17 protein-coding genes and 1 pseudogene are annotated in these 25,020 nt (G+C 67.4%); 7 read left to right on the forward strand and 11 right to left on the reverse strand.

Annotation, left to right across the window (positions count from 1 at the left end; translation table 11 throughout):
* The first annotated feature begins 40 nt into the window (after window positions 1-40).
* Window positions 41-3,991 carry a Pls/PosA family non-ribosomal peptide synthetase gene (locus ACFQB0_RS14710; protein WP_386733097.1) on the forward strand — a complete coding sequence of 1,317 codons (3,951 nt, stop codon included), beginning with the start codon at window positions 41-43 and terminating at the stop codon, window positions 3,989-3,991.
* Complete coding sequence (locus tag ACFQB0_RS14715; protein ID WP_386733099.1) at window positions 3,988-5,334, forward strand: M1 family metallopeptidase; 1,347 nt, start codon at window positions 3,988-3,990, stop codon at window positions 5,332-5,334. Before ACFQB0_RS14710 ends, ACFQB0_RS14715 begins: the two co-directional genes overlap by 4 nt.
* Window positions 5,335-5,381: 47 nt before the next feature.
* Here ACFQB0_RS14715 and ACFQB0_RS14720 read toward each other — a convergent pair.
* A pseudogene (locus ACFQB0_RS14720) lies at window positions 5,382-6,116 on the reverse strand (4'-phosphopantetheinyl transferase family protein); the annotation flags it as partial.
* Here ACFQB0_RS14720 and ACFQB0_RS14725 point away from each other — a divergent pair.
* Together ACFQB0_RS14725 and ACFQB0_RS14730 are read left to right on the forward strand one after the other, a co-directional pair.
* Window positions 6,088-6,855 (forward strand): lysophospholipid acyltransferase family protein, encoded by a 768-nt coding sequence (locus ACFQB0_RS14725; protein WP_386733101.1) that lies wholly within the window; start codon window positions 6,088-6,090, stop codon window positions 6,853-6,855. The pseudogene ACFQB0_RS14720 and the gene ACFQB0_RS14725 overlap by 29 nt on opposite strands.
* A gap of 21 nt (window positions 6,856-6,876) precedes the next feature.
* On the forward strand, window positions 6,877-7,800 hold the full coding sequence (locus ACFQB0_RS14730) for a hypothetical protein (protein WP_386733103.1): 924 nt from the start codon (window positions 6,877-6,879) through the stop codon (window positions 7,798-7,800).
* A gap of 22 nt (window positions 7,801-7,822) precedes the next feature.
* Here the strand turns inward: ACFQB0_RS14730 and ACFQB0_RS14735 are convergent, their stop codons facing one another.
* Complete coding sequence (locus tag ACFQB0_RS14735) at window positions 7,823-8,338, reverse strand: CGNR zinc finger domain-containing protein (RefSeq protein WP_386733105.1); 516 nt, start codon at window positions 8,336-8,338, stop codon at window positions 7,823-7,825.
* Window positions 8,339-8,661: 323 nt separating this feature from the next.
* Complete coding sequence (locus tag ACFQB0_RS14740) at window positions 8,662-9,141, reverse strand: OsmC family protein (protein WP_386733107.1); 480 nt, start codon at window positions 9,139-9,141, stop codon at window positions 8,662-8,664.
* Between the two features lie 98 nt (window positions 9,142-9,239).
* Here ACFQB0_RS14740 and gabT point away from each other — a divergent pair, with 98 nt between their 5' ends.
* Entirely contained in the window at window positions 9,240-10,619 is a 1,380-nt protein-coding gene (gene gabT, locus ACFQB0_RS14745) for a 4-aminobutyrate--2-oxoglutarate transaminase (protein WP_386733110.1), read from the forward strand.
* 144 nt (window positions 10,620-10,763) lie between these two features.
* On the opposite strand, the gene ACFQB0_RS14750 is transcribed toward gabT, so the two are convergent.
* Window positions 10,764-11,291 (reverse strand): VapA/VapB family virulence-associated protein, encoded by a 528-nt coding sequence (locus tag ACFQB0_RS14750; protein WP_386733112.1) that lies wholly within the window; start codon window positions 11,289-11,291, stop codon window positions 10,764-10,766.
* Between the two features lie 298 nt (window positions 11,292-11,589).
* Between ACFQB0_RS14750 and ACFQB0_RS14755 the strand changes: the two genes are divergently transcribed.
* Window positions 11,590-12,606: an asparaginase gene (locus ACFQB0_RS14755; RefSeq protein ID WP_386733114.1), complete on the forward strand. Its 1,017-nt coding sequence runs from the start codon at window positions 11,590-11,592 to the stop codon at window positions 12,604-12,606.
* Window positions 12,607-12,832: 226 nt separating this feature from the next.
* On the opposite strand, the gene ACFQB0_RS14760 is transcribed toward ACFQB0_RS14755, so the two are convergent.
* From ACFQB0_RS14760 to ACFQB0_RS14775, 4 genes are read right to left on the reverse strand one after another with little or no spacing between them, the layout of a single operon-like run.
* Window positions 12,833-13,666 carry an ABC transporter permease gene (locus ACFQB0_RS14760; protein ID WP_386733302.1) on the reverse strand — a complete coding sequence of 278 codons (834 nt, stop codon included), beginning with the start codon at window positions 13,664-13,666 and terminating at the stop codon, window positions 12,833-12,835.
* A 56-nt stretch (window positions 13,667-13,722) separates the two neighbouring features.
* Window positions 13,723-14,637: an ABC transporter permease gene (locus tag ACFQB0_RS14765; protein WP_386733116.1), complete on the reverse strand. Its 915-nt coding sequence runs from the start codon at window positions 14,635-14,637 to the stop codon at window positions 13,723-13,725.
* A 2-nt stretch (window positions 14,638-14,639) separates the two neighbouring features.
* Window positions 14,640-15,839, reverse strand: coding sequence for an ABC transporter ATP-binding protein (locus tag ACFQB0_RS14770; RefSeq protein WP_386733118.1), 1,200 nt, complete (start codon window positions 15,837-15,839; stop codon window positions 14,640-14,642).
* Window positions 15,840-15,841: 2 nt separating this feature from the next.
* Window positions 15,842-17,053: an ABC transporter substrate-binding protein gene (locus ACFQB0_RS14775; RefSeq protein WP_386733119.1), complete on the reverse strand. Its 1,212-nt coding sequence runs from the start codon at window positions 17,051-17,053 to the stop codon at window positions 15,842-15,844.
* Window positions 17,054-17,286: 233 nt separating this feature from the next.
* On the opposite strand from ACFQB0_RS14775, the gene ald reads away from it, so the two are divergent.
* Window positions 17,287-18,402: an alanine dehydrogenase gene (gene ald, locus ACFQB0_RS14780; protein WP_386733121.1), complete on the forward strand. Its 1,116-nt coding sequence runs from the start codon at window positions 17,287-17,289 to the stop codon at window positions 18,400-18,402.
* Window positions 18,403-18,477: 75 nt separating this feature from the next.
* On the opposite strand, the gene ACFQB0_RS14785 is transcribed toward ald, so the two are convergent.
* The 3 genes from ACFQB0_RS14785 to ACFQB0_RS14795 form a co-directional block, all read right to left on the reverse strand.
* Complete coding sequence (locus tag ACFQB0_RS14785) at window positions 18,478-21,492, reverse strand: FtsK/SpoIIIE domain-containing protein (protein ID WP_386733123.1); 3,015 nt, start codon at window positions 21,490-21,492, stop codon at window positions 18,478-18,480.
* Between the two features lie 87 nt (window positions 21,493-21,579).
* Window positions 21,580-22,695, reverse strand: coding sequence for a hypothetical protein (locus ACFQB0_RS14790; protein WP_386733125.1), 1,116 nt, complete (start codon window positions 22,693-22,695; stop codon window positions 21,580-21,582).
* Complete coding sequence (locus ACFQB0_RS14795) at window positions 22,692-25,010, reverse strand: transglutaminase domain-containing protein (protein WP_386733127.1); 2,319 nt, start codon at window positions 25,008-25,010, stop codon at window positions 22,692-22,694. Before ACFQB0_RS14795 ends, ACFQB0_RS14790 begins: the two co-directional genes overlap by 4 nt.
* Between the last annotated feature and the right edge of the window lie 10 nt (window positions 25,011-25,020).

Here is a 25,020-nt window from a genome sequence, read left to right on the forward strand (position 1 = left end):
CCGCATCGGGTCCAGCCGGGGCGGCGCCGAGAGGACAGAAATGACCGAGGTTCCCGATATCGGCCTGATGCTCGCGAGTGACCGCGCGGCGGCGGAACGCACGCTCATCGACATTCTCCGCACGACGGCGCATGCGCATCCGCAGGCCTCCGCTCTCGCCGACAGCGCAGGTGCCCTCAGCTATCGCGAACTGCTACGCCTGGTCAACGACTCGGCGGCACGCCTCAGCATCGCCGGAATCCGCCGCGGCGACAGGGTCGGCATCCGCATCCCATCCGGCACACGAACCCTCTATATCTCGATCCTCGCAGTGCTGGCCGTCGGTGCCGCCTACGTTCCCGTCGACGCCGACGACCCGGAGGAGCGCGCGGAGCTCGTCTTCGGAGAAGCAGACGTCGCCGGCGTGATCGGCGCGGACGGCCTGCTCGTCCCACGTGACCAGCGCGGGAAGGAGACGCTCGTCGATCGTGAGCCCCCGACCTCCGGGATCCCGACCATCGGCTCGCCGACCGGCAGCGTACCCCTGGTCGGCGCGCCTGAGCCCGACGACGACGCCTGGGTGATCTTCACGAGCGGATCGACCGGGGTACCGAAGGGGGTCGCCGTCACCCACCGCTCCGCAGCGGCCTTCGTCGACGCAGAGGCCCGCCTCTTCTTGCAGGAGGAGCCCATCGCCCCGGGCGACCGCGTGCTCGCCGGCCTCTCGGTCGCCTTCGACGCGTCATGCGAGGAGATGTGGCTCGCCTGGCGCAACGGAGCGTGCCTTGTCCCGGCACCGCGCTCGCTCGTACGCTCGGGAGTCGATCTCGGCCCGTGGCTCATCGCCCACGGCATCACGATCGTGTCGACGGTCCCGACGCTCGCCGCGTTGTGGCCGGCCGAGTCGCTCGAACTCGTGCGGCTGCTCATCTTCGGCGGCGAGGCGTGCCCGCCGGACCTCGCCGAGCGTCTCGTGTTGGACGGCCGGGAGGTGTGGAACACCTATGGTCCGACCGAGGCAACGGTCGTCGCATGCGCGACCCGCCTGACCGGTGCACCGCCGATCCGCATCGGGCTGCCGCTCGATGGCTGGGACCTCGCTGTCGTCGATGCCGGGGGACGACCCGTCGCCGAAGGCGAGCTCGGCGAGCTCGTCATCGGCGGCGTCGGGCTGGCACGCTATCTCGACCCGGCCAAGGATGCCGAGAAGTACGCGCCGATGCCGACGCTCGGCTGGGAGCGGGCATACCGATCCGGCGATCTCGTGCGTTTCGAGACAGAGGGACTCGTCTTCCAGGGGCGCGCCGACGATCAGATCAAACTCGGCGGACGGCGCATCGAGCTCGGCGAGATCGATGCTGCGCTCCAGGCTCTGCCGGATGTCGCCGGCGGTGCGGCTGTCGTGCAGAGGACTCCGGCCGGCAATCAGATCCTCGTCGGCTACGTCGCGCTCGCCGATCCGATCCACCGCTTCGACACGGACGCTGCGACGCGACGTCTGCGGGAGGAGCTGCCAGCTGCGCTCGTCCCGGTCCTCGCCGTCGTGGACACCCTGCCGACGAGAACGTCGGGGAAAGTGGACCGTGCCGCACTGCCGTGGCCGCTTTCTGTGACCGACACTGCAGACGCCGCCGGCCTCTCCCCGACCGCCGCCTGGATCGCGGAGCGTTGGACGGCCATCCTCGGCTCCCCCGTCACTGGCCCCGACGACGACTTTTTCGCCCACGGCGGCGGCTCGCTCACCGCGGCGCAGCTCGTCTCGGCGATCCGCGCCCGCTTTCCGGAGGCACGCGTCTCCGACATCTACGATCAGCCGCGCATCGGCGCGCTCGCGACCGAGCTCGACTCCCGCACGCCGGAACCGGAGCGCGAACGCCGGCACGTCGTTCCGACGCCGTTCCGCACCCAGCTCGCGCAGACCATCCTGGGCATCCCCCTGCACGTCATCGTAGGATTGCGCTGGCTCGTCTACCTGCTGACCGCGAACAACCTGCTGGCCCTGTTCGGAGACTTCGCCTGGGCGCCGACGGTGTCTTGGTGGTGGATCCTCGCGGGATTCGTCGTGCTCATCACGCCGGTCGGGCGCATGGGCCTCTCGGTGCTCTCCTCGCGTCTGCTGCTCGCGGGCGTGACGCCCGGTGACTATCCACGCGGCGGGAGCGTGCACGTGCGACTCTGGCTCGCCGAGCAAGTGGCGCATCTCGTCGGCGCGGCAAATCTGGCCGGTGCCCCGTGGATCAGCTACTACGCTCGCGCACTCGGGGCCACGATCGCCCCAGGAGTCGATCTGCACTCGTTGCCACCGATCACTGGCATGCTCAGGATCGGCGCGGGTGCCTCGATCGAACCCGAGGTCGACCTCAGCGGGTACTGGATCGACGGAGACATCCTGCGTCTCGGCACGATCCAGATCGGAGCCGATGCCACGGTCGGCTCACGCAGCACCCTGCTTCCAGGCACCCGCCTCGGCAAGGGCGCCGAGGTCGCCGCAGGCTCGGCCGTTCACGGCCAGGTTCCCGCCGGCCAGCTCTGGGCGGGATCGCCGGCCGCGCGGGTCGGCAAGGCGAAGCATGACTGGCCCGAACGACGCCCGCCGCGCGCCACCGGATGGCTCGTCGCCTATGGCATCGGCTCAGCCGTGCTCTCCGCGCTGCCTGCGGTCGCGGTAGCAGTCGGCGCGCTCATCACCGGCTGGACGATCGCGGAGGCCGGAACGCTCGGCGAGGCCGCGCTGCGGGCGCTCGCCGTGCAGCCGATCGTCGTTCTCGCAGCAGGAGTCGTGTTCGCCGGGCTCATCGTCCTCGCTGTCCGACTGCTGAGCATCGGCATCCGACCGGGAACCTACGCCGTGCGCAGCCGGATCGGCTGGCAGGTGTGGGCGACCGAGCGTCTACTCGACACGGCGCGCACGGTGCTCTTTCCGTTCTACGCGAGCCTGTTCACGCCGGTCTGGCTCCGGATGCTTGGAGCGAAGGTCGGCCGGAATGTCGAGGCCTCGACCGTGCTCTTGCTGCCGAAGCTCACGACGATCGCGGACCACGCTTTCCTCGCCGACGACACAATGGTCGCGTCCTATGAGCTCGGCGGTGGATGGATGCACGTCGACGAGGCCAAAGTCGGCCGCCGCGCGTTCCTCGGAAACTCAGGCATGACCGGGCCAGGCCGGACCGTGCCGAAGAACGGTCTCGTCGCCGTCCTCTCCGCCACGCCTCGCAAGGCCAAGTCGGGATCGTCGTGGCTCGGCAACCCCCCGGTGCGCCTGCGCCGCGCCGTCGCGGAGTTCGACGAGACGCGCACATTCCAGCCACCGCTCCGGCTCAAGGCCGCCCGCCTGCTCTGGGAGCTCTGTCGTTTCGTTCCCGTCGTCGTCACAGCCTGGATCGCCATCGGCGTGCTCGCCGCGCTCGAATGGATGGTCGCCGATTGGGGGGTCGTCTGGGCGATCGCCCTCTCGGGGATCGTCCTGCTCGCAGCCGGCGCGATCGCCGCGGGGGTCACCACGGTGTCGAAGTGGGTGCTCGTCGGCCGGATCGGCGTCGAAGAGCATCCGCTCTGGTCCTCGTTCGTATGGCGCAATGAGGTGTCGGACACCTTCGTCGAGATGGTGGCTGCGCCCTGGTTCGCGGTCACGGCGACCGGCACCCCCGCCCTCGCCTGGTGGCTGCGCTCGCTCGGCGCCCGACTCGGCCGCGGCGTCTGGTGCGAGTCCTACTGGTTGCCGGAGGCAGACCTCATCGCCCTCGGTGACGGCGCGACGGTGAACCGCGGATGCGTTGTGCAAACACACCTCTTCCACGATCGGGTCATGGCCCTCGACACCGTCGAGATCGGTGTGGGCGGAACCCTCGGTCCGCATAGCGTCATCCTTCCCGCGGCCGCCATCGGAGCCCACGCGACGGTCGGGCCCGCCTCCCTCGTCATGCGCGGAGAATCCGTGCCTGAATCGAGTCAATGGGCGGGCAACCCGATCGCCCCATGGATTTCGGCGCCATGGAATACTGGAGCGCAGTGAAAAGCAATGCTCCCCTCCTGAAAGCCATCGGTGTGGCGAGCGCCGGCGACCCCTATCTGCCGGAGAGCGGCAACAGCGGCTACCACGTGACCCACTACGACCTCGACGTCGACTACCGGGTGTCGAGCAACCGGCTGAGCGGTGCGGTCAGGATCGCCGCGATCGCAGACGAACGCCTGGAACGCTTCACCCTCGATCTCTGCGGATTGACCGCCTCGAAGGTCTCGGTGAACGGCGAGCGCGCCGCCAAGGTGACGCAGAGCCCGACCAAGCTCACGATCAGGACGGCCGCTCCGGTCGAGGCCGGAGCCGGTTTCACGATCGCGATCCGCTACGCCGGTTCCCCGTCACCACGGAACACGGCGTGGGGTGATGTCGGCTGGGAGGAGCTCAGCGAGGGGGTTCTCGTCGCCGGGCAGCCCTCCGGTGCTCCGAGCTGGTTCCCGTGCAACGACCACCCGAGCGACAAGGCCACCTTTCGCACGGCTGTCACCGCCGACTCGTCGTATCGCGTGATCGCGAACGGGCGGCTGGTCTCGCGCACCGTCAAGTCGAGTCGCACCCGCTGGGTGTTCGAGACCGCAGAGCCGCTCGCGAGCTACCTCGCGACGGTGCAGATCGGCCACTACGAGGCCGCGGAGCTGCCCCCGGCGTCGATTCCGCAGCACGCCTTCATCCCCAGGGATCTCCGAGCCGACTTCGCGGCGGACTTCGCCGAACAGCCGGCGATGATCGCGCTCTTCGAGCAGGCCTTCGGACCGTATCCGTTCTCCGACTACACGGTCGTGGTGACCGACGACGACCTCGAGATCCCTCTCGAAGCCCACGGGATCTCGGTGTTCGGCCGCAACCATGTCGATGGACATCGCGGATCGAACCGGCTCGTGGCGCACGAGCTCGCCCACTCCTGGTTCGGCAACAGCCTCACCGTCAGCGCGTGGCAGCACATCTGGCTGCACGAGGGCTTCGCGTGCTATGCGGAGTGGCTGTGGTCGGAGGCATCCGGAGGCCCGAGCGCCCATCGATTCGCGGAACAGCAATGGGGCAAACTCAAAACGCTCCCCCAGGATCTCGTCATCGGCGATCCCGGACCGGAATTGATGTTCGACGACCGCCTCTACAAGCGAGGCGCGCTCGCTCTGCACGCGCTGCGTCTCTCAATTGGCGACCGGGCGTTCTTCGAGACGCTACGAGCATGGACGACCGCGAAACGACACGGTTCGGTGAGCACGGAGGAGTTCCTCGATCATGTCGCCACGCGAAACGGCGATCCGACCCGCGTGCTGCTCTCGGCCTGGCTCTTCGAGACTGCGCTGCCACCGCTGCCGAAGCCGCGTCGCTAACCGCCGGGCAGACGGTCGAGTTCGATCCGGAACGGTTCGGTCGTGCACACGGCGATCGCGCCGATGAGGCCGTCCGCGAGTTCTACGATCGCGATCCGCGGTGCCTCGGCGAATCCGAGGTCTACGGGCCAGCCGACGATCTCGACGATGCCATCAGTCGCCACCCGCAGTTCGAGCGAGGATGGGTCGACGGCGAGGCCCCAGCCGCTCGCTTTGAGAACGGCTTCCTTCGCGGTCCAGAGAATCGCACGCCGTTCGAGGCGGGCGTCCTCGGCGAGCGAGTCGAGAGCGGCGAGCTCCGCCGGATGAAGCGCGGCGTCGTCGATCCCGGCGGCGGCGATGCGGCGGGGATCCTCGACGTCGATGCCGAGAGGGGCGATATCCGTCACCGCGACCACGACGATGCCGGTGGTGCGGCTGAGGCTGAGCTGCAGCTCAGGGGCCGACGCATCCCGGGCCGGAAGCAGGACAGGCCTCCCGTGCCCTGTGCCGCCGCAGCGACGACAGAACGCGCCGACACGCACATCGCCGCGGTGGATCCCCGTGTGCCGCACGACCCCATCGGCGAGAAGTTCCCGGTCGTGCGCCCGGTCCCCCGTGGAACGGCGCAGCAAGACCCGCACCTGCCGCGGCGCATGATCCCCGGCCCGCGAGGGAACGGACGCTCGATCCTCGTTCATGCGATCCTCCTCGTGCCCGACTGCCGACTCTACATTTCCACGTCCGCATTCGGATATCGCTAAGGTCGAAGACATGTCCGAGACAGAATCCTCCGGCTCCATCGATGTTGCCGGCCCCCGTCGCCCTGGATTCGTCTACCTCCTCGGACGTTCCGTGATCGCCCCGATAGCAAAACTCATATTCCGGCCCAGGATCACGGGGCGGGAGAACGTTCCGAAGCACGGTCCTGTCATCCTGGCAAGCAATCACCTGTCATTTATCGACAGTATCGTCATCCCGATCGCCGCCCCGCGACGGGTGCAGTTCCTGGCGAAGTCCCATTACTTCACCGGAACGGGCTTCACGGGATGGGTGTCGCGAAACTTCTTCACGGCCATCGGTGCTGTCAGCGTCGAGCGGGGCGCGGGGCAAGCCGCCCAGGCGGCCCTCGATCAGGGCAGGCGCATCCTCGACGGCGGCGACGCCTTCGCGCTCTACCCCGAAGGCACTCGGTCGCTCGATGGCCGTCTCTACCGTGGCCGCACCGGCATTGCCTGGCTCGCACTCACGACGGGGGCGATAGTCGTTCCCGTCGGACTCATCGGTACGCAGGAGATCCAGCCGGTCGGCGCGAAACTGCCCCGGGTGCGCAAAGTCACCGTGAGGTTCGGCGAGCCGCTCGACCTGCGCGTATACGGCTCCGCCGAGTCCGGAAAGGCTCGTCGTCTCGCGACCGACGAGATCATGACGGCGATCCAGAGACTCACCGGGCAGGAACTCGCCAACCAGTACAACGAGGCTCCACCATCCGGCACCCTGCAGAAGCTGGCTGACAGGGTGTTTCCCAAAGAACGTCTCTGATGACCGGGTAGGGTCGACGGGATGGACGCACGACCCCCGACCCGGCCACGCACCGGTCGCTCCGCTCGAATGAGACAGCGACTCGGCCTGCTGACCGCCGTGGTGCTGTCTCTCGGTCTCGCCCCGTTCGCGACGCAGGCCGCATACGCCGAGACCGACCCTGGATGGGCAGCTTTCGACGGAGAGGACTTCGACGCCGGACTCATCATCAGCGACGACAGCTTCTACAACGACACCGCGATGAGCGAGCGGGAGATCCAGGACTTCCTCAGATCCCAGCCGTGCACGCCCGAGGATCTTTCACCCTGCCTGAGCGTCTACCGGCAGAACACGACGACGCAGCCGGACCAGGGCACCCGACACTGCGCAGTGTACCGCGGGGCACGCGGCGAGCGGGCGAGCCGCATCGTCGCAAAGGTCGCCGAGGCCTGCGGCATCAGTCCCCGCGTGCTGCTCGTGCTGCTGCAGAAGGAGCAGTCGCTGCTGACCAGGCCGAGCGCCTACGGCTATCAGCGTGCGACCGGCTACGGCTGCCCGGACACCGCGGACTGCGATGCGAAGTACTTCGGCTTCTTCAACCAGGTGTACAACGCGGCGTGGCAGTTCCGGCAATACACGGAGCAGCCGGAGCGCGACTATCGCATCGGCACCGTCGACGTGCAGTACAACCCGGATCCGTCGTGCGGAGCCTCGACCGTGAGGATTCGCAACCAGGCGACGGCCAACCTCTACAACTACACGCCGTACCAGCCCAACGAGGCGGCGCTCTCCGATCTGACGGGCGATGGCGACGCGTGTTCGACGCACGGCAACCTCAACTTCTGGCTGCTGTACTCGAAATGGTTCGGCGACCCGCTCGCGGTGCGCTTCCCCGCCGTGTTCGGTCCCTGTGCCAATCTCGTCGGAGGTCACGGCTGCGAGCCGGATCTCTGGCCGCTTGCCTGATGACCCCTCGGTCTGGCGAGCTCTAGGAGTTCGCGACGCCCGCATCGGCATGCTTCGAGCGGAAGCTTCGGGCCTTCTGCCGGTTGCCGCAGATCTCCATGCTGCACCAGGTGCGCGACCCGTTGCGGGACAGGTCGTAGAAAGCCTCCCGGCAGTCGTCGGCCGGGCAGAGCTTGACGCGAGCGAGGCGGCCCTGGACACCGAGGATCACGGCGGCGGCAAGAGCGGCTTCGGCGACCGTCGCCGCCTTAAGGCGTATCGTGCCGCCTGCGTACGACGGTTCGAGCATCACGGCAGGCAGTTTCGGATGCTCGCCCACGGCGAGTTCCCTGAGGGCATCGCGTGTCCGCTGAGCCTCGGAGAGGTCGCCGGGTTCCAGCCCGTGTTCTCCCGCCCAGGCGGCAAGGCCGGTCTTGTCGGCGATCGCATCCGTTCCGTCCTCGACATCGAGGGTGTTGAGAAAAGCGACAAGGAAGGTCTCGTCTGGTTCCGAGGCGACGGCACCGCCCTTTCTCGATTGATTTCCACCATCCTTCATCTAACCAGTGTAACCGAAATAAAGGTTATGCTAATCTATAACCTGTGAAGTAGTTATATCGGTTACTGTCGAGTCGAAAGCAGGACGGGACATGCACCCTCTCGCCATCTGGGCCCTACACGCCGCGAGCCCGCTGGGACGCGAGCGCGAGGACACTGTCAACAGGAGGCGGCCCGAACGACTCGACGACGACCTCACTCCGCTCGAGCGCGACGGACGCTGGGCCGCAGCGATCAGACGCTGGGCTGAGGCGGAGACGCTGGAGGCGGAAGCTCGCGCGGCCACAGAAGCGAGACAATCCGGGGAGCACGAGCCTTCGAACGCTACGAAGCCGTCGCCATCGTGGTGACGGCTTCGTGCTCGACCGGGAAGTTGACGGATGCTGCGATGAAGCACTTGCGCGCAGCCTCGGCGTGCAGACTCCCCGCGAGCTCGACCATCGACTCCGCAGCGACCACGACCAGTGGCCGCAGCGTCGCCGTCGTGAAACGACCTCCGCCGTCGAGTCCCGTCTCCATCGTGCCGACGGCGTCGTCGCTGTAGCCGACCACGACGACCCTATTGCTCGCGGCGACATGCAGATACGAGAGCATGTGGCACTGGCTGAGCGCGGCGAGCAGGAGCTCCTCGGGATTCCAGCGGTCGCGATCTCCGTGGAACGTCGGATCGGACGAACCCTCGATCGCGTGCTTGCCCACGGCGGTCACGAGATGCTGCCGCCCGTAGTCACGATAGCCACTCGTTCCTGTTCCGCGATTCCCCGACCATTCGGTGCGCAGTGCGTAGTGATGGGGGTGGTTCATGGGACCTCCTGGTTTTCGGCGCGGCGGGCGACGGACTCGACACTGTAGGAATCTCGACACTGTAGGAATTCTGCGCTCAACGATAGGCTGGAAGCATCATGACTGACACCTTGAACTCGCCTGCGCCCTCGATCGCTTCCGCTCCGGTGTACACCATCGCGCAGCAGCGCAAGATCGTGACCAGCATCCCCGGTCCGAGATCTGTCGAGCTGCAGCAGCGTCGCAATGCCGTCGTCTCCGGCGGGGTCTCCTCGGTCCTCCCCGTCTACATCGAGAAGGCCAACGGAGCCGTGCTCGTCGACGTCGACGGCAACCAGTTCATCGACTTCGGCGCCGGCATCGGCGTCACGACGATTGGCCACACCGAGGCCAGTGTCGTCGCAGCCGCCACCGGACAGCTCCAGGACGTCATCCACACGCTCTTCACCATCACTCCGTACGAGGCGTACGTGCGCGTCGCCGAGTTGCTCGCCGAACACACACCCGGCGACTTCGCCAAGAAGACCGTGCTCGTAAACTCGGGCGCAGAGGCCGTCGAGAACGGCGTGAAGATCGCCCGCAAGTACACGGGGCGCCGGGCCGTAGCCGTGCTCGACCACGCTTACCATGGCCGCACCAACCTCACGATGGCCATGAACTACAAGGCCATGCCCTACGCGGCCGGATTCGGCCCGCTCGCCGGCGACGTCTACCACGCTCCCAGCAGCTATCCATACCACGACGGTCTGAACGGTGCGGATGCCGCCACCCGCACGATCGCCTACCTCGAGAAGGTCATCGGGGCGAGCGATCTCGCCTGTCTGGTCGTGGAGCCTATTCAGGGCGAGGGCGGCTTCATGGTGCCGGCCGACGGCTACCTTACGGCTCTTCAGGAGTGGTGCACCGCCAACGGCGTGGTCATGATCGCCGACGAGATCCAGAGCGGCATGGCCCGCACCGGCCACTACTACGCCTCGGAGATCTTCGGGTGGGTTCCGGATCTCGTGCTCACGGCCAAGGGCATCGCGGGCGGCCTGCCGCTCGCGGCCGTCACCGGCCGCGCCGAGATCATGGACTCGTCCCAGCCCGGTGGCCTCGGCGGAACCTTCGGCGGCAACCCTGTCGCTTGCGCCGCCGCGGTCGCCGTCTTCGAGTCGATCGAACGGAACGGGCTGCTCACCGAGGGGCGCCGCATCGGCCGCACCCTGACAGCCGGCCTCGAGGCGCTCAAAGCCACGTACGACGTGATCGGCGAGGTCCGTGGCCACGGTGCCATGATCGCCATCGAACTCGTGCAGCCGGGCACCCGCGGAACGACGAAGGTGCCGAATGCCGCCGCCGTGACGCACATCGCGAACTTCGCCGCAGAGCGCGGCGTGCTCCTGCTCACCGCAGGAACCTACGGCAACGTGCTCCGCTTCCTGCCGAGCCTCGCCGTCACCGACGAACTCATCGCCGACGGCCTCTCCGTTATCGACGAGGCATTCGCCGCGCTGTAGACGCGCTGTAGACACGCCACAAGGAACTGCCGAGGAGCGCGCGCTCCTCGGCAGCCGTTGCCTGGCCAGAACCGGCACCGACTCGAATCGGCGACGGTTGAGGCAGCGGCATCCGGGCTCGATAGGGGCCAAGCCCAGTTGCGCCTAGATCGACCAGTTGCCCGTGCCGCCCCCGACGCCCACTACCGTCGACACCGAGCCCGCGTGCAGGCTCCCCAGCAGATTCGCATCCGAATCGAAGAAATTGATGTTGGTGTAGACAGGAGTCGCGTTGACCTGGAAGTTCGTCGTATCGCTGTACAGACGAGCAAGGTCGTTCGTGTAGAGATCGCCGAGGAACGCACCGGCTCCCGGGGTGAAGACCCCGCCGCCGTTACCGACGAATTTCTCGCCGCTACCGTCCTTGCTGTCGATCTGGACGCGTGTGTAAAGCAGTCCGCCTATGACAGCCCCGGATACCGGATACGACTCGCCGGCCGGATCCTGGCCCGCCGGATCCTGAGCGGCCGAATCCTGAGCGGCCGCGCTCTTAACGGATGACGCCTGCGCGGTCGCGACCTCCGGCGGGACTCCCGTCGAGGTAGCCGCCTGCGCTGGCGCAGCAGCGGCGATTGCGCCGACGAGCGCGAGCCCGACGCCGAGAGAGAGTGCACTGCGAATTGACTTGTTCATTTCTTTACTCCTTTTCCGATAGCTGTCCGCGGAAGCGGCCGAGCAGTTCTCGACCAGCGGGACGCTTGTGGCGCCCCTCCTCGACCACCGCATGTGCGCGGCCTGGCGAGCTTCAGAACCGTCGATCGACGGTCGAAGACCGGGTCGTCGTTCGCGCGAACACGATCGATGGTAGGCAGCGCCGAAGAAGGGCCGCAGCAAGTCTGAACGGTGCCGGATCGAGCTCCGAGGCGGCGTCCAGGCTGGGGGCTGCGGCGAGAACGCGAACGGTTCGGTAGCGTTGCATGGTGCGGTCGCGATGACCGCCGCGATGAAGGGAAAGCACGTGCCCGAGACGTTCACAATTGCGGATGCCGTCGAGCTGGCCGTCGTGGAACGGAGCGGCTTCGTCGAGTCCCGTCATGCAGGCTCCGCCATCGTCATCTCCGCGGACGGTGCGGTGCTACGCTCGCTCGGCGATGTGACGACCCCGATCTTCCCACGCTCATGCCTTAAGCCGTTCCAGGCCGTTGCCATCATGTCGAGCGGTGTGACGCTGCGCGGCGAAGACGCTGCGATCGCTACCGCCAGCCACACGGGAACGACACGGCACGTCGAACTCGCACGTGGCCTGCTCGCCCGCGCGGGAATCCCCGAGGCCGCCCTCGCCTGCCCTCCTGCCATGCCGCAGGACTCCGAATCCCGCGACGTCGTCGTCCGGACCGGCGGAGGCAAGCAGCGGGTCTACATGAATTGCTCGGGCAAGCATGCGGCGATGCTGCTCGCCTGCGCCCAGAACGGCTGGCCGCTCGATGGCTACCTCGAGCCGGAGCATCCGCTGCAGAAACGCATCCTCGACGTCATCGAACGCTTCACGGGCGAACGCCCCTCGGCAAGCGGAGTCGACGGCTGCGGCGCCCCCGTGCACGCGATCTCGCTCACAGCACTAGCCCGAGGCATCCAGCGCGTCGCGACCTCGACGCCATCCTCGCCATTCGCGATCTTCCGCGAGGCCGGCGTGCTCGCAGAGGCCGTTCGCGAGAGCGGCTGGGTCATCGCGGGACCCGGAGAGCCCGACACCCTCGTGATCGAACGGCTCGGTGTCTTCGCCAAGACCGGCGCGGAAGGCGTCATGGTCATGACAGCGCAGAACGGCACGACGGTCGCGCTGAAGATCCTCGACGGCTCCCTGCGCGCCGCGACCATCGTTGGGCTGACTCTGCTCGCGGACGCCGGCTCGATCGAACGTTCGGCCGTTGGCGCGCTCGCACCCGACCTCGGCCTCGGCATCCACGGCGGCGACGCCGTCATCGGGCGCATCCGCGCCACGGTCTGAATCGCCCCGCGCATCGGCGCACGTCACCGCCTCGCACGGCTTCCCCAGCTACAGCCTCCGCGCAGTTTCCCCGCGCAGTCTCCCCCGCGCAGTCTCCCCCGCGCAGTCTCCCCCGCGCAGTCTCCCCCGCGCAGTCTCCCCTGCGCAGTCTCCCCCGCGCACCCCCGTCCTGTGCGCTCACGCTCGCATCGTCTCATTCGCCAGAGCCAGCGCTTCCCGTTGTGCGCTAGCCGAGCAGCCGCCGCCTCCGCGCCGCCCGCGATACCTGCGTCGAGATCACGATCACGAGCGCGAGGACGAACACCGCGGAGGCGATGACGTTCGCCTCCGCGGGGATCCCGCGCGACGCCGAGATGTAGATGTACTTCGGGAACGTCATGACCGAGCCGGAGTTGAAGTTGGTGATGATGAAGTCGTCGAAGCTCAGCGAGAACGACAGCAGCGCGGCGGCCAGAATCCCCGGCAGCAGGAGCGGGAACGTGATGCGCCAGAACACCTGCCGTGGCGATCCGTAGAGATCGCGCCCAGCCTCCTCGAGGGCCGGGTCGAGACTCGCCACGCGCGCTTTGACCGTCACGACGACGAAGCTGATGCAGAACATCGTGTGCGCCAGGATGATCGTGAGCATGGCCTTCGGCACGCCTGCGGCGAGGAACTGGGCGGCGAGTCCTGCACCGAGCACCACCTCGGGCGTCGCCATCGGCAGGAACAGCAGCAGGCTGATCGCGGAGCGCGCCCGGAAGCGGTACCGCACGAGCGCGAGCGCGATCATCGTGCCGAGCGTCGTGGCGACGACGGTGGCGACGACGCCGATCACGATGCTGTTGCCGAAGGCCTCGCATACCGCGCCGCCCTGCACATTGCAGACGTTGAGCCACTTGTCGAGGGTGAAGCCGCGCCAGGAGATGTTCGACTTGATCGAGTCGTTGAACGAGAACACGAAGGTGTACACGATCGGCACGAGCAGGAAGACGAACGCCAGGACTGTGTAGAGCGGCAGCAACCACCTCCCCAGGGAGAAGCCTGTGCGAGACTCGCGCTGACGCGGTCCCGGCCGCAAGGTCTCCTCCGTCGCTATGAGCCCGCCGACGACCGCACCAGCCTGTCCTTCGCCACTCACAGCAGGTCCTCCGTTCCGGCACGTTTCACATAGACGCCCACGATCACAAGGATGACCGCCATCAGGATGATCGATAGGGCTGCGGCGGCCGGGTAGTTCAGCAGCACGAGGAAGTTCGCCTCGATCACGTTTCCCATCATCTGCGTGTCCGGTCCGCCGAGGAAGTCACGACTCGCGTTCACGTAGTCGCCGGCCGCCGGGATGAAGGTGAGCAGGGTCCCCGCCACGATGCCTGGCATCGAAAGCGGGATCGTGACCTTGCGGAACACTTGGAACGGACTCGCGTAGAGGTCGCTCCCGGCCTCGAGATACCGGGTGTCCAGGCGTTCGAGCATGGTGTAGAGGGGCAGGGTCATGAAGGGGATGAAGTTGTAGGTGAGGCCGAAGATCACCGCGATCGGGGTACCCGTGAAGTGCGCGTCCGGTGCCATGAGCGAGAGCGCCTTGAGCGAGGTGATGATGAAGGACTCGTCGCTCAGGATCTGCTTCCAGGCGAGGGTGCGCAACAGGAAGCTGATGAAGAACGGGGCGATCACGAGCACGAGCATGAGGCTCTGAAGAAGCGGCCAGCGCCTGGCCCTCACGCCGATGAAGTAAGCGAGCGGATAGCTGAACAGCAACGCGAAGACCGTGGCTGCGAGCGCGTAGCCGAAAGAGCGCAGGATATGCGGCAGATACTGCTCGACGACGGTGACGTAGTTCTGCCAGTCGAACGCGTAGTCGAACTGGCCGATGTCGCCGAACTCCCTTGGCGCCTGCAACGAGGTAAGCAGCAGCGACACGAGCGGTGTCAGGAAGAACAGCACCAGATACAGGATGCCCGGCAGAAGCAGGAACAACGCGACCTTGCTCCTCTTCCTGGGCGCCTGTTCCGCTGCGGTCGTCGTGGTGGAAAAGGCTGCGAAGGCCATTCCTAGGCTCCCTCGAGCTCCGTGAGAATGGCATCGCGCCTCTGTGCGGCGATGCTCAGGGTGTCGGTGTCCTGCACGAACCGCGGCGCTTCGACCGGATCGTCGGCGAGACCGAACCCATGCTCGACGTTCCAGCTGACCCACACCTCGCCTCCGACGTGGGCGACGGGGCCGAACTCCATGTTCTGGGCGAACACGACGATGGTTCCGGCGCCGGGGACGGCGACCAGGTACTGGGTGCTCACACCCGAGAACGAGACGTCGATGACCCGTCCGGGGCCGACGGTGTTCCTCGCCGAGTCGACGAGCGGAACCTCGTGATGCAGCGTGAGCTTCTCGGGGCGGACACCGATCGTGACGTTGCCGCTGTGACGTCGCGCACGGCTCATGGGCACGACGATGCGATGCCCAGCGACGTCCACCGAGATGGCATCGCCGGAGGTCGCCACAACCGACCCAGTGAACAGGTTCGACTGACCGAGGAAGTTGGCCACGAAGGCCGTCTCCGGCAGTTCGTAGAGCTGTTCTGGGGCACCCATCTGCTCGATCTGCCCCTTGTTCATGACCGCGACGGTGTCGGCCATGGTCATGGCCTCGTCCTGGTCGTGGGTCACGTGCAGGAAGGTCAGGCCGACCTCCTCCTGGATCGTCTTCAACTCGAGTTGCATCTGGCGGCGCAACTTGAGGTCGAGCGCGCCCAGGGGCTCGTCGAGCAGGAGGAGGGCCGGCCGGTTCACAATGGCGCGTGCGAGGGCGACGCGTTGCTGCTGGCCGCCCGAGAGCTGCTGCGGCTTGCGCGCCGCGAGGTGGTCGAGCTCGACGAGACATAGGGCCTCGTGAGCCCTGCCGACGGCGTCGCCGATCTTGCGTCGCCGCAGTCCGAAGGCGACGTTCTCGAGGATCGTCATGTGAGGGAAGAGCGCATAGCTCTGGAACACCGTGTTGACGGGGCGCTGGAACGACTTCGTGTCGGTGACGTCCTGACCGCCGATGAGGATCCTGCCTTTGCTGGGCTCCTCCAGTCCGGCCACGAGCCGCAGGGTGGTCGTCTTTCCGCAGCCGGACGGGCCGAGCAATGCGAAGAACGACCCGGCGGGAATCGCCAGATCAAGGTTTTCGATGGCGGTGAAACCGGGAAACCTTTTCTGGATGCCGACCAGTTCGAGATCGGCTCCGCGTTCCGCGAACGCTCCCGACGGCATTCTCACGCTCCCAACAGAACGCTCTGGAACTCGGCCTGGTACTTCTGCTCCTCAGCGCCGGTCAGCGTGCGGAAGACGTGCGCCTGTGAGAGGGTCGACTCGTCAGGGAAGATGAGCTGGTTGTCGGCGAGCTCGGGATCGATCGCGATCGCCGCTTCCTTGGCGCCGACGACCGGCGTGATGTAGTTGACCCAGGCTGCGACCTCGGCTGCGACCTCCGGCTCGTAGTAGTAGTTGATGAGCGTCTCGGCGTTGGTCTTGCGCGGCGAGCCGATCGGCACGAGGAAGTTGTCGTTCCACAGAGTGCCGCCGGTCGATGGGATCGCGAACTCCCATTTGTCTCCGGCCTCCGCGTTGATCACCGTGATGTCGCCGGACCAGCAGATCGCCGCGAGGGTGTCTTCGTTCTTGAGATCCTCGAGGTAGGAGTTGCCTTTGATGTTGCGCACCTGGCCGTCTTCGACCTGCTTTCTGAGCACGTCGTTGGCGACTGAGAAGTCGTCGTCGCTCCAGTCACCCGAGATGTCGACGCCCTGTTGCAGCATGATGAGCCCGATCGTGTCGCGCATCTCGGAGAGCACTCCGACTCGGCCCTTGAGCCCGCCGTCCCAGAGCTCGTCGACGGAGGCGAGGCCGTTCGGGAGCTTCTCTTTGTTCCAGCAGATGCCGGCGAACCCGCCCTGCCACGGGATCGAGTACTCGCGCCCCTTGTCGAAGTCGACCTGGACCAGGCTCGGATTGAGGTTCTTGACGTTCGGTATGTTGTCGTGGTCGAGCTTCTGCGCATAGCCGAAACGGATCCACCGTGCGACCATCCAGTCCGTGAGACACACGGTGTCGGCTCCGATGTCCTGGCCGAGCGCGAGCTGATCCTTGACCTTGCCGTAGTAGGTGTTGTTGTCGTCGACGGCGACGTCGTAGTTGACCCCGATGCCGGTCTGCTTGGTGAACGCCTCAAGCGTCGGGTAGTTGCCCGCATCGTCCTCGTCGATGTATGCGGCCCAGTTGGCCCAGCTGAGGGTCTTGTCGGTGGCCGACTTGTCGGTGGCCGCCACAGGCTTCTCGGACCCGCCCGTCGAGCACGCCGCGAGGGCGAGGGCCGTTGCCCCGGCGCCTGCTCCTGCCAACATCGTGCGACGGTTCACGCGCGTCTGCCGCGCCCGGTGAATGAGCTGCTGGATCATCGGGTCTGCTGGCAGCTGTCTTGGCTTCACGGGCTGGTCTCCTTCGGGTTTCGTACGCGCTCGCGCCATTCGCATCGTTGCAAGTGGGTCGATACTTACACAATCGAAGCTCTAATGCATCACCGAGTGTCCAAATCGTTAATTTTTTCGCTGATCTTCACGAAATCAGCATCGCAAGGGGAGAATGGCCTTCGAAAACGACAGTTCGCAGCAAGTAGGCTGACTTTGCGGGACACCGTCGTCCCCCGAGTGTAAGGAGCGAGATGAAGATCGCAGTCCCCAAGGAGATCAAGAACAACGAGTTCCGCGTCGCTATCACGCCGTCAGGGGCCCACGACCTCGTCTCCCACGGCCACCAGGTCTTCGTCGAGACAGGCGCCGGTCTCGGATCCTCCATCACGGACGACGCCTATCGTGCGGCGGGCGCCGCGATCCTGCCGGATGCCGCCACCACCTGGGCGTCCGCCGAGGTACTTCTCAAGGTCAAAGAGCCGATCGAGAGCGAGTATCGCCATTTCCGCGACGATCTCGTGCTGTTCACCTACCTGCATCTCGCGGCCGAGTCCGGGCTCACCCGGGCGCTCCTCGATTCCGGTGTCACCGGCATCGCCTACGAGACCGTTCAGCTGCCGAACCGCACGCTGCCGTTGCTCGCACCCATGAGCGAGGTCGCCGGGCGGCTCGCGCCGATCGTCGGCGCGAACGTCATGCTCAAGCCGAACGGTGGACCCGGCCTGCTGATTCCCGGCGTCCCTGGCACACACCCAGCCAAGGTCACCGTGCTCGGCGGCGGCGTGGCCGGAACGAATGCCATGCAGATCGCCATCGGCATGGGGGCCGACGTCACCGTGCTCGACACCAAGCTGTTCCGGCTGCGCGAACTCGACGCACTCTACACGGGCAGGATCACGACGGTCGCCTCCAACAGTTTCGAGATCGACCGTGCGGTCGTCGAGAGCGATCTCGTGATCGGCTCCGTCCTGGTTCCCGGTGCCAAGGCCCCGAAGCTCGTGAGCAACGAACTGGTTTCGCGGATGAGGCCGGGAAGCGTGCTCGTCGACATCGCCGTCGACCAGGGCGGCTGTTTCGAAGACTCGCGTCCGACGACCCACGCAGACCCGACGTTCACGGTTCACGGGTCGCTGTTCTACTGCGTTGCGAACATGCCGGGTGCCGTTCCGAACACCTCGACCTATGCGCTGACGAATGCGACCCTGCCGTACGTTCGAGCGGTCGCAAACCACGGATGGCGCGACGCGCTTCGAGCCGACCCGTCGCTCGCGCTCGGTCTCAACACCCACGCCGGCGAACTCGTCAACGCCCCGGTCGCCGCCGCACACGGGCTCACCGCTCACGACCTCGCCTCGGTTCTCGCCTGATAGGTTTTCTCGCCTGATAGGTTTCGCTCGACGACCCGGCGACAGCGATCAGCGATCAGCGATCAGAGACAGCGATCAGCGACGGATGCGTCGCCTGTGCGTCACCCCATCAGGCGTGACGAGCCACCCGTGATCCGTCTCCGCGGCGAGCACGGGCGGCAGCTCTCGACGGCGGGTGAGTAGGCGATAGTCCGCGAGGCTGCCGCCGTCGAACACCAGGCCGCAATCGCCGCGCAACGAGGAGAACAAGCTCCAGTTCGCCTGCCAGGCGTCGAGGTCGCCGACGAGAGCCGTCTTCCGCGCGGAGTCGGCGACGGTTATTCCCCGGAACCCGGTTGTGTTCGCGGTTGCCCTGGAGAGTGGAGATAGCTCCGAGACCTCGAATCCATCGCGGCGCAGCCCCTCCGCGGTGCGCGTCGGACTGGACGATACGACGAGCAGCGGACCGTCTGAGGGCTCGAGGTCCGGCGCATTCTGGACCCGCGCAACGGCGGCCGGAGGAGGCTGTGTGGGGAGTACGCATTGCATCCGGAGCCCCCGCCACTCACCGGACCCGGGCGGGTCTGAGGTATCCCAGTACTCCGGTCGACCGCCGGCGAGCAGATGATCCGAGCGGTCGGCGAGGCGGAGGATCACGGCGGACCCGAACGACGGTCGTGCCGACTGAAGCTGACCGGTGAGCCGCTGACTCGCGAGTACCACATGACGTCGGGCGGCCGGCCCGTCGCGCAGGACGCGGAGAAGGAGCTCGATCCCCGCCTGCCGGTGGTCGGAAGGCCACCGAGCCGAGACCGAGTCCCAGTCGTCGAGGAGAAGAACTCTTCCCTTCCTGGGCACGGAATCGGGGCCGTCTTGGCGTGCCGCGTCGACGAGTGCGTCCCACAGCGACTCCGGGTCGGGCGCGATCGCATCGACGGAATAGCCCCCGCCGTGTTCGTGGATCGCGGCGAGGAGGGATGTCTTTCCGGTTCCGGGCCCGCCGAGCAGGAGCAGGTGACCGTGCCTCTCGGGGATCCAGACCGCCGCGTTCTGACGTTGCCGCTCCGGATCGTCGAGGAGTCCGAGAAGTATCCCCGGCTGTTCGCCATCGAACATCGCGGCCCGCAGACGCGCGTCGTTCCGCGGCAATCGACGGGGCAAGGGGTCGAGCCACGGGCGTCGCAGCTCGGGGGAAGCGACCTCGGAAGATCTCGTCGTCTCGACGATGTGCCGGATGTCCGCCGACACGGTGACCGCAGCCTGGAACTCGATCGTGCGACCGCTCCCGGTGTCGAGGAAGCAACGCCCGGGGTTGTCCGGCGCGATCCGTGCGGCCTCCTCGGTGCCGATCACCGCGAGACTGTCCGAGCGATTGTTGACCCTTAGCGAGAGGCGAAGATTGCAGTTCGCGAGCAGTGCGTCGCGCACGATCCCGGCCGGCCGCTGCGTGCACAACACGAGATGGACGCCGAGGGAACGCCCCCTGGCCGCGAGATCGACGAAGAGGGCGTGGAGCTCGGGGAACAGCCCGAGCATCGCGGCGAACTCGTCGACGACGATGACGAGGCGCGGCAACCGGCCGCCGAGCTCCGCGTCGGCGATGTCCCGTGCGCCATACTGCCGAAGCTGTTCCTCGCGGAACCGCAGTTCGGCTCGCAGACTCGCGAGCGCACGACTCGCTTCGCGCTCGTCGAGATCCGTGATCACGCCGACGCAATGCGGAAGTTCCGCGAGCTGTGCGAAGGAGGATCCCCCCTTGAAATCGACGAGAAGAACCGTGAGCTCGCGAGTGCTGTGGCGGCTCGCCATCGATGCGATCCAGGTGACGAGGAGTTCGCTCTTGCCGCTTCCCGTCGTGCCGCCGATCAAAGCATGGGGGCCTTGCCCGACGAGATCGACGACGATGTGACCCCGGCGGGTCCTGCCGAGCGGACAGGACAGGTCCCGGCCGACGGTTTCGCCCGAGCCGGCGGACGAGACCTCGACCAGTTCCTCGAACACAACCCGGTCGGGAAGGGCCTCCCGTCTCAGGCCGAGTCCTGCCGCTGCGGCCATCTCGCGAAGATCTCGCGCAAACCCGGCCGCCTGCTCCCGGCCGATGAACTCGGGGACGACGATCGTTCCCGCGAACCCGTCGCGTGAGCGCACCACCCGCCCCCGCCGCACACCGTCGACGCGCAACACCGTGCCGCACCCGGGCGGGAGTTGCTCGCCGGTCGTCGCGGCGACAAGGAGCGTCACCCGGCCGACGTCCGCCTCGAACGGCTCCGATGGGCCCGACCCTCCGTCGGTGAGGTCCCGTACGACGATCCACCGCTCGGGCTCCTGTATCGTGGCTGAACCTGGCCTCGCCGCTCCGATGTTCTCCTGCGCATGTTCCCCCGTCCGTCGTGCCCCGCCGTCGGCCACCATCGGGCCGGTCGCATGGGGCAGGCCCGCGGCCCACTCCCACTCCTTCGTGGACGGCACCTCGATGCGGACGACGCTCGGATCGGAGGACCGGCACAACTGCAGAAGAAGGCCCCGCAGTGCAGCGCGGGCAAGCGGCGAGGGTCCGACCACGCCGATGCCTTCGCCCGCCTCGCAACTGAGCGGTGCGTCCTCGAGAAACGCGACGACGTCGCGCAGCTCTCGCTCGAGGTCGGAGACCACACTGCCGTCGAGCCGGAGCATGCTCGCGATCGTGCCACGCCCGAGCACCGCCCGGCCGGGAGAACGTGCGTGCCATCGTTCGGGGTCGTCACGCGCGCATGCGATGAGCATTGTGGCGGAGGGAGTCCGCCGCCACGCCTCACATCGCTCGCGTTCGTGGGCCTCCGCCATCTCGACCCTCAGCGCCGTGATCGACGAGACATAGCGTGCTGCCTCACGCCTGCGTCGACGCACAGCATGACGACGCGAGTCCAGGAGGCTCGCGATCGCAACGATCGGGCCGAGCGCCGCGAACACGAGGGCGAACGGCGACCGGGTGACCGCCCAGATCGCGGCGGCGGCCACGACGGGCGCGATGCTCGCGACGAGAGGGAACGGCGCCTTCTCGGGCTCGTGGGGTCGCGACGGCAACACGAGAGGGGCGACCCACCTGTCCGGGAGAACCTGTCCGTGATCCATCCGGCCAGTCCAGCACGCTCAGGCGACCTCGCCCGAACGTTCGCGGACGCCGGTGGGAACAGGTCTTTCCAGAGGAACCGTGCAGGACTAGTTCACGACGAAGAACTGGTCGGCGAGTTCGACCCTGGACCCACGCGGCACGAGATAGCGCCGACCTGGTTCGCACCGCACGGCAACATCGTCCGGGCGGCGGATGACGGTGCCGTTTCCCGAGAACCGGTCGCTGACCCAGAGCTCGCCGTCGTGCTGGCCGAACTCGAGATGACTCTTCGACACCGACATGCCGATGTCGTTGATCTGGATGAGATGGTCGAAATGCTCGCCCGGCTGCGGCAGCGGACGGCGCCCCACCAGCCCGGTGCCGAGAACGATCACGGACTCGCCCGTGCTGAACTGCAGCGCGAACGGCACCGCTTCGCGCGGGGAGACGGCTGGCGGGACACCCGTGGCGTCGACCGGCGCAACCGGCCCGGCGTGGTCATCCGTCGAGGCGAATCCGGCCGGTCCGATGGGACCAGAGGCGATCACGGGTTCCGAGGCGACAGCGGCGGGTGTGACAGGCTCCGGCACGTTCGAGACAGGTCCTGCGTGGTCCGAGCCGACAGGACCCGAGCCGACAGGACCCGAGCCGACAGGACCTGAGCCGACACTGCCCGAGCCGACACTGCCCGATCCGACACTGCCCGAACCCACCGGGTGCGATCCGGACGCGCCGACACGCGACGGCTCCGGCGACTCGGATGCGACGGCCGCGCCCCGTTCCGGCGGATCCGCTGGCGGGAACGCGCTCTGTGCGGCGGTCGCTCGCTGCGGGGCGAGGGGCTCGACCCCGGGAAGAACTCGGTCGGTCCCGACCTCCGCCTCCCGGCCTCCGACCGACGATCCGATCGCGGACCCGACCGTCGGCCCGGGTCTCTCGGCGAGCACGGCATCGCCGTCGAGCTCGGGCGCCACCCCGGATTCGACCTCGGGCTCGGTCGGTCTGTCGGCATCCGGGAGCGCCCCGGGATGCAAACTGGTGACGATCGACACGCTGACGACGGAGGGCGGGATGCGCGGGGTGAGCGGCTGGATGATGGTCGTGTCCGACGGCCGCGGATCCGGCCGCTTGCGAGAGAGCGGGGTCGCCGTCGTCGAACTGCCGCACTCGCCGCAGAACATCGCGCCGTCGGGCAGTTCCGCTGCGCAGATCTGGCAGTTCACGACCGGTCTCCCCTCTTCTTCACAGCGTAGCGGCCGAAGGAACGCAACGAGACGAGCGCCAGGATGCGTTGCCGTCTCGAACGGTTCGCGCCGAGGAGCCCGCGCAGCTCGTCGACGGCCTCCCACACCTGTTCGGCATCCTCGGCGGATGGCTCTCCTGGCGCGAAGACCGCCCGATCGACAGCGGACGCCAGCACGAGCGGAGGCATGCCGCCCATGGCGACAGCGGTCTCACTGCGCGTCGCCGACGGCGGTAGCCTCACGCCGTGGTCCGTCGCAGAGTCTGCGAACTCACGCCATCCGCCCGCTATCCGCTGCACGGGCGACCCGGCGGTGCGACGCAATCGTCGCCTGCGCATCTTGGCAGCGATGATCCCGAGGAACGGGCTCACAAGGATCGCCATGCCGAGGACGGTCCAGCCAGCGAGCCTCGCGATGGCCAGAAGCAAGAGCAGGAGCGGGTCCACCGTCTCGAGCGGATCCTCCGGGGTGCTCTCAGGCGGCATGAGATTCGGGTCCCGCGGGGTGTCCTCCGCGGGCGGCGGCAGAACCGTCTGCGGGCGTGAGACGACGGTCGGCTCGTTCGGCTGCTTCTCGGGGATCGCCCGCGGCTCGGGATTCGGATCGATGGTGATCCAGCGTCCGCGGGAGTCCTGTACCTCGATCCAGGCGGACACGTCCGAGCCGAGAACTGCGACGACGCCCCTCGAGGACGATGCCGGTGGCACGTATCCGACGACCACGCGAGCGGGGAATCCGAGCTCCCGCGCCATGAGGGCCGTGACCACCGCATACTGCTCGGCGTCGCCGAGCATCGGCTTGTCGGTGAGCAACTGGGTGATGCGATCTGCGGCGTGTCCCGAGCGGCTGAACGGCTCGTGCTCGACGATGCCGTGGCTCACATACCCCTCCGTCGCGAGGCCATCGAGCATCTCGGCGAGCCGGCGGCCCTCCGGCGCGTCGGCCTCCGTCCAGCGATCGAGGGTCTGCCTGAGCCCATCGGGCAGCACGCCGATGGGCGGCAGCACCGCGGTCCCCGGTCGGAGCGCCGAGAGGTCGTCGACCGCTGCCGGCACGACGGACTCCGCCCGATAGCGATCCCCCTGTCGCAAGCCTCCGAGCACCGCTGCCGTGCCGCTGTTGTCGTTGTAGAAGAAGACGTCGCTGAGACGCGACGCATCGTCCGAGGTGAACTCGATGCGCTCGAGCTGCCCCGTTCCCGGAACCCAGACGCCGCGGTATCCCTCGATCGTCACCTCGATCGTCGTCTCGGTGCCGTCGACTCCGCTCTGATCGAGCCTGTACGGCAACCGGGTGAACGATCCGGATGCGCTCGACACCCGATCGCTGCCGACCGAGTAGACGACGCCGTCATAGCTGTCGAGGGTCGCGACACGGATACGTCCACCCTCGGGCAGTCCCGAGACCGTGAGCATCCTGGCGTCAGCGCTCCCCGGCCGCAGGTTGCCGCGGAAGCCGGCGAGCGGGCTCGGATAATCGCGCGGATCGAAGGGTTGCTGCACGTGGCTTCTCGCGACATTGCGCGGTGCGGAGGCAGGCAGCGCGAGTGTCGCGGCCGTGCCAGCCGCCGCCGCGACCGCGACGACCACTGTGGCACCCACGAGGGTGCGTGCTGTGGCGATGCGGCGATCGGCGGCGGATTCGATGACACGCGTCGACCGCTGTGAGACGAGACGTACAGCGGCCCGACGGCGCTGCCAGCGGAACCACAGCAGCCAGAACAGCACCACGACGAGCAGGCCGAGGCCGATCTCGAACGGCGCGGACACCGCGGCGGGGCCGAGGAGGATACCGGCGACGAACAGCACGATCGGCGCGAGCACGGCGAGCTCGCCGAAACGCGCGCGAAGCGCGATCGACATGCCGATCGTCACCGTGCCGAGCACGAGCACGAGCGGTGGGACGAGCAGGGTCTGGTATGAGCCGACCGGGAGCACGATCGTGAGCAACTGCTTCCAGCTCAAGGCGGTGCCACGCACCAGTTCGACGAATCCGTCGGCGGACGGGAGGATTCCCGCCGCCATCGATGGGACCGCGAGCGGCACTCCTGCGACGAGGTAGGAGCCGACGGTCGCCAGCAGCACGACGTAGGACGGCCAGCGGAAGACCGCGCCGAGTGTCGCGATCACGATGCCGAGCGCAGTGGCAGAGCCCACGAGCACGAGGAACGCCGCACTCTCGTAGACGGGCCAGAGGGGCGACACGGCGATGAGACTCGCCAGGGCCAGAGCTGCCGCGTTCACGAGGACGAATCCGACGCCCGGCCTGCGCCGCTTCGGCTGCGTCTGGCTCATGACCATCCCG

Source organism: Luethyella okanaganae (genome assembly GCF_042660285.1).
In the GTDB taxonomy this organism is placed as follows: domain Bacteria; phylum Actinomycetota; class Actinomycetes; order Actinomycetales; family Microbacteriaceae; genus Luethyella; species Luethyella okanaganae.

Excerpts from the sequence above, each read along its gene's own strand:
- ACFQB0_RS14710 (WP_386733097.1), top strand. The coding sequence starts at position 41 with ATGACCGAGGTTCCCGATATCGGCCTGATGCTCGCGAGTGACCGCGCG.
- ACFQB0_RS14770 (WP_386733118.1), bottom strand. The coding sequence starts at position 15,839 with ATGCCGTCGGGAGCGTTCGCGGAACGCGGAGCCGATCTCGAACTGGTC.
- gabT (WP_386733110.1), top strand. The coding sequence starts at position 9,240 with ATGACTGACACCTTGAACTCGCCTGCGCCCTCGATCGCTTCCGCTCCG.
- ACFQB0_RS14785 (WP_386733123.1), bottom strand. The coding sequence starts at position 21,492 with ATGGATCACGGACAGGTTCTCCCGGACAGGTGGGTCGCCCCTCTCGTG.
- ACFQB0_RS14725 (WP_386733101.1), top strand. The coding sequence starts at position 6,088 with ATGTCCGAGACAGAATCCTCCGGCTCCATCGATGTTGCCGGCCCCCGT.
- ACFQB0_RS14765 (WP_386733116.1), bottom strand. The coding sequence starts at position 14,637 with ATGGCCTTCGCAGCCTTTTCCACCACGACGACCGCAGCGGAACAGGCG.
- ald (WP_386733121.1), top strand. The coding sequence starts at position 17,287 with ATGAAGATCGCAGTCCCCAAGGAGATCAAGAACAACGAGTTCCGCGTC.
- ACFQB0_RS14735 (WP_386733105.1), bottom strand. The coding sequence starts at position 8,338 with ATGAAGGATGGTGGAAATCAATCGAGAAAGGGCGGTGCCGTCGCCTCG.
- ACFQB0_RS14730 (WP_386733103.1), top strand. The coding sequence starts at position 6,877 with ATGGACGCACGACCCCCGACCCGGCCACGCACCGGTCGCTCCGCTCGA.
- ACFQB0_RS14750 (WP_386733112.1), bottom strand. The coding sequence starts at position 11,291 with ATGAACAAGTCAATTCGCAGTGCACTCTCTCTCGGCGTCGGGCTCGCG.
- ACFQB0_RS14795 (WP_386733127.1), bottom strand. The coding sequence starts at position 25,010 with ATGAGCCAGACGCAGCCGAAGCGGCGCAGGCCGGGCGTCGGATTCGTC.
- ACFQB0_RS14755 (WP_386733114.1), top strand. The coding sequence starts at position 11,590 with ATGACCGCCGCGATGAAGGGAAAGCACGTGCCCGAGACGTTCACAATT.
- ACFQB0_RS14740 (WP_386733107.1), bottom strand. The coding sequence starts at position 9,141 with ATGAACCACCCCCATCACTACGCACTGCGCACCGAATGGTCGGGGAAT.